Here is an 11,494-nt window from a genome sequence, read left to right on the forward strand (position 1 = left end):
TTGGCTAACGTATAAAATTTATTCTTGAATCATAACGATAGATTCGTTGATAAGTAGAGATTGAAAACGTTGAAAATAAGAAACCGAGAAAGTGAGTGTTCAGATTGAATATTGAAAAACATGTTTTACCGGTATCTACCATGGAGGCTATGACAGCCAATATTTTCACGGAAATTGAAACCATTGTCCTTTCAAAATTTAAAGATAATGGAAGAGAATTACTCCAACAAGGAATTGAAAAGTTTGGTTACAAAGATGCAGAAGATATCGCGATTAAAGCGACAAAAGAAGGTGTCAACCATAGCTTATTCGATTATATTCCAAAAAATCATAACATGAATAACCAGTATCAAGGTCTGACTTCTTTCGCTTTGTTTTCAAAATTATTTGCACAAGTAGCAAAAGCGGTTGTTGATTTCTACGGTAAAGAAGGAGAAGAGGCGATTAAAGCAGGAGTCTATGCCTTCGGTGAAAAGCGTGGAAAGGGGATTGCCCAACGTGCCCGTGTGAATGGAGAGGATAATACGATTAACCACTATCTTTCTAATTATGATATGGGTAGAAGTGATCTGTTCGAATATGAAAGTATTTTTCAGCCAGAGAATATTGAACAAACGTTTACGAAATGTCCACTAGGTCAGCAGTGGGCAGATGATGATATGCATAAATATGGAATCCTGTATTGTCAGATGATTGACCCGGCAATTGCAAAAGGTTATAATCCTAAATTTGAAGTGGAACATGACAGATATATTTTAGAAGAAGGCGTTTGTCATTTTAACTTTAAATTAAAGGAAAGTAAGGAAGATTAAATGATTAATATCTCGCGACTGTCTAAGCGTATTGAACAATTGTCAGAAATAGGTAGAACAGCAGATGATGGTGTGACGCGTTTTTCATATACAAATGAAGAATCCAAAGCAAATGAACTTGTCAGATCCTATATGGAAAAAGCAGGTTTAGAAACATCCTATGATACTGTCGGAAATTTAGTGGGTACGAAAAAAGGAAAAGAGGGTTATCCAACGATCCTTCTTGGTTCTCATATTGATACGGTTCCCAATGGTGGGAAATATGATGGGGCACTCGGAGTACTATCTGCTATTGAAGTATTGCAATCGATGGAAGAGCATCAGGTGGAGTTACATCATACGATTAAAATTTATGCGTTTAAAGATGAAGAAGGATCAAGATTTGGAATCGGCATGTTAGGGAGTCGCGCTGTTGCAGGTACATTGACATCCCAAATGCTTGAAGCTACGGATTCAAATGGAATCAGTATTAAAGAAGCAATGCAAAACGCAGGTTACCGATCCCAGCAAATCGAGAATGCAAAACTGGATGATGTCAAACTGTATCTTGAATTACACATTGAACAAGGTAAAATACTCGAATCACATGACGTAGGAGTAGGAGTTGTAACAGGAATAGCTGGACCACTTTGGTTAAGAGTAAAAGTGGAAGGGCTAGCAGAGCATGCAGGTGCTACACCGATGAACCAACGAAAGGATTCATTAACTGGAGCGAGTCATATGATCCTTCAAATCGAGGAATTGGCTAAAAAGTATCCGGAAGCTGTTGCAACCGTTGGTTCAATAAAAGTCCTGCCAAATGGGACAAATGTGATTCCTGGTTATACAGAATTTACGATTGATATCAGACATGTTCAAGAAAACATGCGTGACCAATTGGAACAGGATATTAAGAAAACCATCGAAACCATTGCAACCGACCGTGAACTAACCTATAACATTGAGGTCCTTCAACGGGTTTCACCTGCACCATGTTCTGAAGAAATACAAACTGCTATTAAAAGTAGTATAGAAGAATTGGGAGTCCCGACAGTCGCATTGCCGAGTGGGGCTGGTCATGATGGAATGCAATTTAAGGATACATGGCCTATCGGGATGATTTTTGTCCGCTCCAAGGATGGTCTTAGCCATAATCCGAGAGAGTTTTCTTCAGAGGAAGATGTGGTGCTTGGAACAGAAGTCTTATACCGAACCCTTCTAAAATTAGATCGTTCACATTAAAAACTGGAAAAACCAACGGCAATGCCGTTCATCATTTAAATATATACTTTGGGGGAAAGAAAAATGAAGAAAAGATTTTATAAAGCTTTATTAGGTGCAAGTTTAACAGGACTCCTTTTAGCAGGTTGCTCAAGTGGACAAGAAGCTGCAAGCGATGGATATGCAATCGGAATTGCACTTCCACTATCAGGTTCATCAGCAGAATATGGGGAAGATCTTAAGAACGGTGCTGAATTAGCCGTCAAATTAGCGAATGATGCTGGTGGTATTGACGGAAAAGAAATTGAAACCGTGATTAAGGATGATAAAAGTGATCCAAAAGAAGCTACATCGGTAGCAAGTTCATTTGGAAACGAAAAATCAGTATTAGGTGTAGTTGGTCATTTCAATAGTTCTGCTACGTTAGCGGCAGCTCCAACTTATAATAAAAATCAATTGGTTACTGTTGCACCTGCTTCAAGTTCACCAAACGTAACAGATGCTGGAGATTATATTTTCCGTGTTATTACGTCCGATGCATTTCAGGCTGAATTTGTAAGTGATTGGTCTTCAGAAGAAGGATTTAAAACTGCTGCAGTCATTTATGATCAAACTGATTTTGGAACAGGTTTAAAGGAGGTCTATACAGAACGCGCCGCTGAAAATGGGCTTGATATTGTGAATAGTGAATCATATGTAGCTGGACAAACAAAAGACTTTAGTACAATTTTAACGAAAATTAAACAAAATAGCCCTGATGTGATTTTTATTGGGGGATTAGCTAATGATGCGGCTACTATTACGAAACAAGCTAGAAATGCTGGAATTGAATCAGTATTTATCGGTGTAGATAGTCTTTATTCTGCGACTTTAACGGAACTTGGTGGAGAGAGTGTTGAGGGACTATTGCTTCCTGGTTTTTATGATCCAAACAGTGACCGTGAAGCAACACAAGCTTTTATCAATGCTTATAAAGAAGAGTACGGTAAAAGCCCTGGTGCCTATGCAGCATACTCTTTTGACTCTGCTTCTGTTTTAATTGAGGCTTTTAAATCAGGTGCAACAACAAGAGAAGAAGTAAAGGAAAAATTATACGATTTAGCTGATTTTGAGGGAGTTACTGGGAACTTAACATTCGATGAAAATGGGGATGTTGAAACCGAGCCTCAAAAGTTGATTGTTAAAGATGGTCAATTTGTAGCCTATTAAGACCGCCCGAACGTTAAAAAGGAGTAGAAGAACATGCTTGCACAACTAATCGTGAACGGTCTGATTATCGGTTCGGTCTATTCGTTGATAGCCTTAGGCTATACAATGGTTTATGGAATCCTTCGAATTGTTAACTTTGCACATGGCGATGTGATGATGTTTGGAAGTTTTTTAGGCTTGGTGTTCATGAAGACTTTCCAAATGCATTTTCTTGTAGCATTTACCCTTGCAGCTGTTTGTACAGCAATATTGGGGATTGTCATTGAACGATTTGCTTATCGGCCGTTACGAAAATATGAAAGGATTGCTTCACTTATCAGTGCGATGGGTGTTTCAATCATACTAGCCAATTTAGCTCAATTAATTTGGGGTTCTGGTACACATAATTACGGAACCCCCTTTTCCATTAAGACTTACGAAGTGATGAATATTACGATTTCAAATTTGCAATTGATCATTTTAGGTACATCGTTTGTGCTGATGATCGCCCTTTACCTTTTTACCAATAAGACTAGAATGGGTGTGGCCATGAGGGCAACGGCTCAAAGTATCGAAAATGCGAGTTTGATGGGAATTAACATCAACTCCGTGATTGCGATGACATTTGGGATTGGATCCGTTCTAGCGGCATTAGCTGGAATACTCGTAAGTATGTACTATGATGCTGTTTATCCAACGATGGGCTATATGTTTGGACTTAAGGCATTTACAGCCGCCGTACTTGGGGGAATTGGTAGTATTCCAGGAGCCATGATTGGGGGCCTTTTACTAGGTGTTGTTGAAAATTTGGGCGGAACCTATATTTCAACGCAATATCAAGATATGATTGCCTTTGTCATTTTGATCTTAGTGTTAGTGCTAAGGCCGACAGGAATATTAGGGAAAAAGGATATTAAAAAAGTTTAGGTGAGAAAGTTGACAAACAAAAGATTACTCTATGTCATAGGTTTTGCAATCCTTCTTGGTTTGCCATTTTTTCTGGATTCCTGGAATAGCTATTTTCTCCATATTCTTATTATGTGTGGAGTCTATACCATCTTAACGTTAAGTCTAAACTTACTCGTTGGGTATTCAGGCCAATTTATTTTAGGACATGCTGCCTTTTATGGAATCGGGGCTTATGCTACAGCACTATTAATGATCGAATTAGAATTGAGCTTCATCCCTGCGATTATTGGTGGAGCCCTTATATCTGGGCTTTTTGGTTGGATACTAGGTGGACTGGTGTTAAGAACGAGTGGGGATTATTTAGGAATCGTTACATTGGGTTTCGGTGAAATCATTCGTCTTATTTTTGTAAACTGGATGTCGTTAACAAGAGGACCAATGGGGATACCAGGGATTCCACCTGTTTCTCTATTTGGGTTTGAATTTTCGAGTTCCATTCATTATTATTTTCTCATTATTATTCTCGTCATCGCAACCATTTGGTTGATGCGTAAGATTGTTTATTCGGGAATTGGACTTTCCTTATTAACATTAAGAGAAGATAACACAGTGGCTGCTTCTGTAGGAATTAAACCATTTAAGATGAAATTATTTGTTTTTATTGTATCTTCTACGATTGCAGGGATTGCAGGAGGATTTTGGGCATCTTATATTTCTTACATCAGTCCGGATTCGTTCCAGTATATGGAATCCGTCAATATCCTATCAATGGTTGTAATTGGGGGTTCGGGTAGTATTCCAGGATCGATTCTGGGTGCCTTTATTTTAACAATCTCACCAGAATTATTACGATTTACGAGTGAATATCGAATGATTATCATTGGTTTCATTATTGTGATCATGATGATTTGGAAACCTGAAGGATTCTTAGGTGAAAAATATAGAAGGAAAAACATTTATGGAAAGGAATAATGGGATGGATGCATTGCTTCACGTGGATTCCGTTTCAATTAATTTTGGTGGGATTAAAGCAATCCAAAATGTGAGTTTTCAATTGCAGAAGGGTGAAATTCTTGGCTTAATCGGACCGAATGGGGCAGGGAAGACAACATTATTTAATCTGTTTACCGGAATTTACACCCCTACATCAGGGACGATTACCTTTAATGGAGAAGTCATTAACCGGATGAAGCCTTATGTTCGAGTAAGAAAAGGGATTGCACGTACGTTTCAAAATATCCGATTAATTAAGAATTTAACGGTACTGGAAAATGTATTGAATGCACATCCAGCTGTAAATACGGAACGATTCTTTACAGTCCTTTTTCCAGGAAAAAAGACAAAAGCGAAACGCAAACAAAATGTGAAAGATTGTATTGAAGTGTTGAAGATTGTTGGGATGGAAGATAAGCTCGATGTTTTGGCGGGTAATTTACCATACGGGGAGCAACGATTAGTTGAAATTGCCAGAGCGCTGGTTACAGGATGTCAGCTTCTTTTGCTGGATGAGCCTGCAGCAGGAATGAATCATGTGGAACGCCAGAAGCTAATCGAGATCATTCAAACGATTGCGAAACAATATGAAAAAACTATTTTGATCATTGAACACGATATGAGGCTCGTCATGAATTTAGCGAAAAACGTGGTGGTTCTTGATCATGGAGAAAAAATTGCTGAAGGACCAGGAGAAGTCATACAGCATGATGAAAAAGTTGTTAGGGCTTATTTAGGTGAGTAAACGATGAATATACAAAATGAAAGAAATAATATCCTTGAACTCTCAGATGTGACCATTAAATATGGAGCGATTACAGCCGTTCGAAATGTGAGTCTTCATGTGAAAAAAGGGCAAATTGTCGCATTAATTGGGACAAATGGTTCAGGGAAAACGTCGATTTTAAAGGCAATCTCTGCTATCACACCGGTAGATAGCGGAGAGATTACCTTTAATGGAAACCTTATCAATAAAGTGCCAACTCATAAAATTGTTCATTCTGGCATTTCACATGTACCAGAAGGAAGGGGGATTTTCCCCGAATTAAAGGTTTATGAAAACCTTCGAATTGGGGCTTATACCCGTAAGGATAAGGCTGAGATAAAAGCAGATGAGGAGAACATGTATCGTTTATTCACTCGTCTAGCTGAAAGAAAAAACCAAGTGGCAGGGACGCTAAGTGGTGGGGAACAGCAAATGCTTTCTATTGCCCGTGCCCTAATGGCTAGACCTCAGTTGCTTTTACTAGATGAACCTTCCATGGGGCTTGCTCCAATTATGGCGAAAGAAATTTTTAAGATCATTAAAGAGATTAATGAAATGGGCACAACGATTTTACTAATTGAACAAAATGCAAATCTAGCCTTATCGATTTCGGACTACGGCTATGTCATCGAAACCGGGGAAGTCGTCTATAAAGGCGATCAGCAAGAATTGATGAACGATAGTAAGATCAAAGAAATTTATTTAGGAATTTAATGGACAGGGGGCTTGAACCTCTGTCCTATTTTGTGTTCTGAAACAAGGGGACGGTTCTGCTTGTTTCACTAAGTTTGCAGAACCGTGCCCCGTTTTCTACTAGGTAAAATTCTCGAACATTGAATGGAAAATAGTAGTGAAACAGGCAGAACCGTCCCCTTGTTTCAGAAAGTTTTTCGATCAAGATAAGCCTTTGTCGCAAGGAGGGCTGTCATGAGGACGAATTCTCCAATATTATGGGCGGCATTTGTTTTGACGAATAGATGGACGCGAGGGATGATGCCCATGAACATGATTCCGAAAAAGTACCAGGGCCATTTTTGCTTCCACCCTACAAGGATGGACGTGATCACGAGCATGACTGATACCCCTATGATCATGATCGGAGATCCGTCTGCTAGATTGTCATAGCTTAAGACACCGTACTCCCATGTTGGTTTTAAAGAAATGTCCCATACCACGGTCACAAGTTCAATGATCATCAGGCAAAGCATATATAAGACTACGAGCCATTGAATCATTTTATTCTTAGCCCACTGTAGATCGGCTTTTACTAACGTTTTCCAAGCAAAGAGAACAAGCAAGGGAGTGATCAGGGCATGCAACCAGTATCGTCCTTCATTTAATCCTTTAAGTAGCTGTCCTTCCCCGGCCATTTTTCCGATTGCGAGAATTCCATTATCAGCACGTTACAAAAGATTTTCCACTTTAGTAATGCAATCATCCATACTTAAAGAGTCTCTGTTACGTATTCTATTTAGTAAAAATAACACGAATTGAAAGGATGACCTTACTAATGAATGATAAACATCCAGGTACTACGGTTACAGAAGAGCACTATTCCGTCAACCCTGTAAAAATAGATGTTCTTATCCCCGCAATCGATAAAGACTTGCCTGTACTTCCCTCTGTTATTGACGGAATCAGAAACAATGTTCTTCACCCCATTGAAAATATATATATTGTTGCACCAGACAGTTCCAAAATTAAGGAACTATGCAAACAAAAAAACTGTATCTATATTTTCGAAGACTCCGTTCTGCCTGTAGATAAAAATAAAATATATGCGAGAGGCTGGATGCTTCAGCAACTTCTGAAATTAAGTTGTGACACCATTTGTACAATGGATCATTATTTAATTGTTGATGCTGATACCATTTTTATTGCTCCTCATATTTACATGTTCGAAAACAAAACGGTATTTTATTGTGGAGAAGTTCCTTGGCGAAATAAATATGTATTCGATCATTTCCGGAGATTGACCAAGCTCGAACCTCTAGCAAAAGTTTGTATGGTAAATCATTCCATGTTTTTCACAAAATACCACCTTGCTGAGTTAAAAAAGTGGATTGAATCGATTCATAAGAAAAAATGGTATGAGGCGATATTAGATACCATTGATCCTACATCCACTGTTCCTTTCTCTGAATATGAAACCTATGGAAATTTTATGCTCAATAAATTTAAAGGAAACGTATATCTTGCACGTGCAAAAAACCTAGGTATTAAAGCAAAGGAATTCCATAAGTATACGCCGGAAGATTTAAATAAACTGGCAAAGACCTACAATTCTGTCTCGTTTCATAACCGTCCAGGGGATTAACATCTACATCTGGTAAAATCTTATGTTAATCCAATTTTAATATTGCTAAAAACATAGTCTGTGCTTTTTTACAGATTATGTTTTTTTATTCCTGAAAAATGAAAGAAGGTGCCGTTTTCCAATCTAAAGTTGGAAACGAGCACCTCTCTGTTTAACGCTTATAAAAACTAGAATATGGTCTTCTAACGTTCATCAATGGATATTTTTAATCCTCTTTGCGATAGTTTTTATAGGATTTAACATGCTCGTCTTTACAGGAAAAGCAGAATGTTTTATTAAGTGTCAGCGTTCCAGTACAGACGGGAACAACCGGTTGCAAAATCGCCTGTTTTTTGCCGTTTTGCATTTCAGTAGGTATGAGTGTAGTGGTAACAGTAGTAGTTACTGTAGTAGTTACAGTAGTGGTAATGGTAGTAGTTGATGGTGGTTGAGGAGGACCACATTTAACCTTAACAGATCTAACATTTTCCTTTTGGAGTGCAAATGATCTTCCCACTGGAACAACTGCTTCCATCTTTCCATTGACAATTAACTGCATATCACAATCCTCTGAATCATTATCCAGGGTGATCATGATCGCGTTATGGTCCTTTGTTTCATCCCGAAAATATTCATACGCCTGGCCATTACACGGCTGCTCGACATCCAAAACAGCAGTATGTGTTGGAGCAATGACTTGGTTATGATTCTCAAATTGAATACCCAAACGATATAACCTCCTTTAACTCGAATACTACTTTATATGTAAAATTTTGTTCTAGGACAGGGCTAATGTTTTGAAACAAGAACACATTTTATCTAAAAACCTTTAGGTTCTTTCATTTACTGATGACCACTTGAAACCATATTGCGAATCTTTAATCATTATGTTTCGCCTTAGGAGAATTTCTTGTTAGTAGAAGTCTATTTATGCAAACTAAAACGAAGATAGATTATAAAAAAACCTTCTATAGGCAAGGTGCTGTTTCCATAACGCGAAAAATCCATATGATGTTCATAATTGGTGGAGATTTTAAATACCCCGAATATAAAAAAAGGGTGATTGTAATGAAACTTATTTTATTATCCGGAGGCTCAGGTCGGAGATTATGGCCAATATCCAATGCATCTCGGTCCAAGCAGTTTGTGAAAGTTCTCAAAAGAGATGACGGTACCCTAGAATCAATGGTTCAGCGGGTATGGCGGCAATTAGAAGAGGCTGAACTCACCAATTCATCCTATATTACAACAAATCAAGAACAAATTGGTATTTTGCAAAATCAACTTGGCAATCAGATTCCCACCCTGATCGAACCACAGCAGATGGACACCTTTCCAGCAATCACATTAGCATGCCTTTATTTACACGCGCAGGAAAAAGTCCATCCAGACGAAGTAATTTGTGTTCTTCCTGTAGATTTATATATGGAACCGGAATTTATAAATAAGATGAAGGAAATGGATACCATCTTGACAACATCCCATGCTGATTTGGCGATGATTGGAGTTACACCTAAATTTCCATCTGATCACTACGGGTATATTATTCCAAAACAGGATACATCAGAAACAGCCGTAAACCAAAAATATATCCATGTCAGCCACTTTGTAGAAAAGCCGGACAAGGAAACAGCCGAAAACTTAGTCCAAAAACAAGCCTTATGGAACTGCGGAGTGTTTGCGTTTAGACTTGGAAATTTCCTTTCCATGTTAAAACAAAAAAATTATTCTCTCGATTATCACCATTTATATGAGCAATATGGGCAATTGCCAAAAAGAAGTTTTGACTATGAAGTTGTTGAGGAGTTAACTAATTCGGTAGTTATCCCTTATCACGGAAGTTGGAAAGATCTTGGAGACTGGAGTACTTTGATAGAAGAACTGCCTTCAAACATTATTGGTAATGGAATTATTAGCAATGATTCCACAAATACCTTTGTTATCAATGAATTGAACACCCCGGTTGTCATCCAAAATTTATCCAATATTCTTGCCGCTGTAAGTCCAGACGGTATTATGGTGACAAATCTATCCGACCGAAAAAATACGAAAGAATTACTCCAAAAAGTGAGACAACGACCCATGTATGAAGAAAAACAATGGGGGTGGTACCGGGTTTACGAGCATTTTCCATTGCAAGATGAACGGACAATTTTAACAAAACGGCTGAAAATTTTCAAGAACAGAAATATAAGTTATCAAAAACATCAAAATAGAAATGAGATATGGGTCATCATATCAGGTGAAGGAAGGTTTGCACTCAATCAAAAAATGAGTAAGGTGAAGGCTGGAGATGTTCTGCAAATTCCAACTGGTGCTTGGCACGGAATTAGAGCAGATAGCGATTTAGAATTGATTGAAATTCAAATGGGAACCGAATTAAGTGAAACGGATATCGTCCGTATGTTTTCAGACTGGGAAGATGTGGAAGAGATTTGTAATTAGCATTATCCAGAGGATTGAATGAAAAATGGGGACGGTCCCGGCGATCATATTAAGAAATGAAATATGAGGAAGTTTCTCACGTTTCATTATAAAGAAAGTTTAGTAAATAGGCACTAATAGACTACACAAGCTAATAAGTGTTTAATCTATTAAACATAGGTGCACTTTAGAATGAAAACAAGAGAGTAAGAGTCGCAAAAATTGGATGGTATGAGTCTGAATAATATCGCAACGATGCCATCCAATTGCTTAAAATAACTCTACAAGCCGCAGAAAGGCTGTCATTATGACGACTTCCTCCTAAAATTCCTGTTTCATGCTATAATTTAGAAATATGTGTTAAGGAGGACGTCATAATGAGTATTGATTTTGAAGTGAAACGTACGCTTCACGTATCCAATCAAAAAGCTTACGAAAGTTTATTAGATCTTGACGCTGCCAGCCATTGGATGCAAGGGTTCGTCGGAATAGAACGATTGGATATGGGTCCCATGAAAGAGGGTAGCGAGTGGAAGGAAACAAGAAAGATGTTCGGACATAAGGCTACTGAACATTTTGAGGTAATCGAATTAAATGAACCAGAAAAGATTGTCCTTCGCTGTGATGGGACGAAAGGAACCACGGGTAAAGGAGAATATATTTTTACTTACTTGATCACTTCAACAGGAGAATACTCAGAAATCACACTTAAGGGTGAGATAAAGGGACTGACTGGCTTGACAAAGTTATTCGGAAAGCTGATGGCAGGTTCCTTTAAAAAAGCTTGTGCAAAAGATTTGGATGCGTTAAAGGGGTATTTAGAAAAATAAGTGGAAACACCGGGACGGTTCTTGTGTTTCTCTACTTTTTTTAAATTCAAATAAAATGGTAAAAATTAGGGGAACA

General features: G+C 38.1%; 12 protein-coding genes. 10 read left to right on the top strand and 2 right to left on the bottom strand.

Annotated features, from left to right (window positions below; all coding sequences use genetic code 11):
* The first annotated feature begins 104 nt into the window (after nt 1-104).
* The 7 genes from Q5760_RS08470 to Q5760_RS08500 all read left to right on the top strand — a co-directional run bounded on the left by Q5760_RS08470 (nt 105) and on the right by Q5760_RS08500 (nt 6,582).
* Nucleotides 105-812 carry an L-2-amino-thiazoline-4-carboxylic acid hydrolase gene (locus Q5760_RS08470; protein WP_428911755.1) on the top strand — a complete coding sequence of 236 codons (708 nt, stop codon included), beginning with the start codon at nt 105-107 and terminating at the stop codon, nt 810-812.
* Nucleotides 813-2,033, top strand: a complete 1,221-nt coding sequence (locus tag Q5760_RS08475; protein WP_428911756.1) for a Zn-dependent hydrolase — start codon at nt 813-815, stop codon at nt 2,031-2,033. It abuts the gene before it with no gap.
* A gap of 63 nt (nt 2,034-2,096) precedes the next feature.
* On the top strand, nt 2,097-3,221 hold the full coding sequence (locus Q5760_RS08480; RefSeq protein ID WP_428911757.1) for an ABC transporter substrate-binding protein: 1,125 nt from the start codon (nt 2,097-2,099) through the stop codon (nt 3,219-3,221).
* A 33-nt stretch (nt 3,222-3,254) separates the two neighbouring features.
* Nucleotides 3,255-4,127 carry a branched-chain amino acid ABC transporter permease gene (locus Q5760_RS08485; protein WP_428911758.1) on the top strand — a complete coding sequence of 291 codons (873 nt, stop codon included), beginning with the start codon at nt 3,255-3,257 and terminating at the stop codon, nt 4,125-4,127.
* 9 nt (nt 4,128-4,136) lie between these two features.
* Nucleotides 4,137-5,081, top strand: coding sequence for a branched-chain amino acid ABC transporter permease (locus tag Q5760_RS08490; RefSeq protein ID WP_428911759.1), 945 nt, complete (start codon nt 4,137-4,139; stop codon nt 5,079-5,081).
* Entirely contained in the window at nt 5,068-5,847 is a 780-nt protein-coding gene (locus tag Q5760_RS08495) for an ABC transporter ATP-binding protein (protein WP_428911760.1), read from the top strand. Before Q5760_RS08490 ends, Q5760_RS08495 begins: the two co-directional genes overlap by 14 nt.
* Nucleotides 5,848-5,850: 3 nt before the next feature.
* Nucleotides 5,851-6,582, top strand: coding sequence for an ABC transporter ATP-binding protein (locus tag Q5760_RS08500; protein WP_428911761.1), 732 nt, complete (start codon nt 5,851-5,853; stop codon nt 6,580-6,582).
* Nucleotides 6,583-6,746: 164 nt separating this feature from the next.
* Here Q5760_RS08500 and Q5760_RS08505 read toward each other — a convergent pair whose 3' ends face one another.
* Entirely contained in the window at nt 6,747-7,238 is a 492-nt protein-coding gene (locus Q5760_RS08505) for a hypothetical protein (RefSeq protein WP_428911762.1), read from the bottom strand.
* 140 nt (nt 7,239-7,378) lie between these two features.
* On the opposite strand from Q5760_RS08505, the gene Q5760_RS08510 reads away from it, so the two are divergent.
* A complete protein-coding gene (locus Q5760_RS08510; RefSeq protein ID WP_428911763.1) occupies nt 7,379-8,185 on the top strand; it encodes a DUF6492 family protein in 807 nt (268 codons plus the stop codon).
* A 205-nt stretch (nt 8,186-8,390) separates the two neighbouring features.
* Here the strand turns inward: Q5760_RS08510 and Q5760_RS08515 are convergent, their stop codons facing one another.
* Nucleotides 8,391-8,891, bottom strand: coding sequence for a hypothetical protein (locus Q5760_RS08515; RefSeq protein ID WP_428911764.1), 501 nt, complete (start codon nt 8,889-8,891; stop codon nt 8,391-8,393).
* Between the two features lie 341 nt (nt 8,892-9,232).
* Between Q5760_RS08515 and Q5760_RS08520 the strand changes: the two genes are divergently transcribed.
* Complete coding sequence (locus Q5760_RS08520; protein WP_428911765.1) at nt 9,233-10,609, top strand: sugar phosphate nucleotidyltransferase; 1,377 nt, start codon at nt 9,233-9,235, stop codon at nt 10,607-10,609.
* A gap of 356 nt (nt 10,610-10,965) precedes the next feature.
* The gene (locus Q5760_RS08525; protein WP_428911766.1) at nt 10,966-11,418 is read left to right on the top strand and encodes an SRPBCC family protein; all 453 of its coding nucleotides are present in this window, start codon (nt 10,966-10,968) and stop codon (nt 11,416-11,418) included.
* Nucleotides 11,419-11,494: the final 76 nt, after the last annotated feature.

The sequence above is a fragment of the Niallia sp. Kr1 genome (genome assembly GCF_050389805.1).
Taxonomy (GTDB): domain Bacteria; phylum Bacillota; class Bacilli; order Bacillales; family Cytobacillaceae; genus Bacillus_BD.

Excerpts from the sequence above, each read along its gene's own strand:
- Q5760_RS08485 (WP_428911758.1), top strand. The coding sequence starts at position 3,255 with ATGCTTGCACAACTAATCGTGAACGGTCTGATTATCGGTTCGGTCTAT.
- Q5760_RS08480 (WP_428911757.1), top strand. The coding sequence starts at position 2,097 with ATGAAGAAAAGATTTTATAAAGCTTTATTAGGTGCAAGTTTAACAGGA.
- Q5760_RS08525 (WP_428911766.1), top strand. The coding sequence starts at position 10,966 with ATGAGTATTGATTTTGAAGTGAAACGTACGCTTCACGTATCCAATCAA.
- Q5760_RS08475 (WP_428911756.1), top strand. The coding sequence starts at position 813 with ATGATTAATATCTCGCGACTGTCTAAGCGTATTGAACAATTGTCAGAA.
- Q5760_RS08500 (WP_428911761.1), top strand. The coding sequence starts at position 5,851 with ATGAATATACAAAATGAAAGAAATAATATCCTTGAACTCTCAGATGTG.
- Q5760_RS08520 (WP_428911765.1), top strand. The coding sequence starts at position 9,233 with ATGAAACTTATTTTATTATCCGGAGGCTCAGGTCGGAGATTATGGCCA.
- Q5760_RS08495 (WP_428911760.1), top strand. The coding sequence starts at position 5,068 with ATGGAAAGGAATAATGGGATGGATGCATTGCTTCACGTGGATTCCGTT.
- Q5760_RS08510 (WP_428911763.1), top strand. The coding sequence starts at position 7,379 with ATGAATGATAAACATCCAGGTACTACGGTTACAGAAGAGCACTATTCC.
- Q5760_RS08505 (WP_428911762.1), bottom strand. The coding sequence starts at position 7,238 with ATGGCCGGGGAAGGACAGCTACTTAAAGGATTAAATGAAGGACGATAC.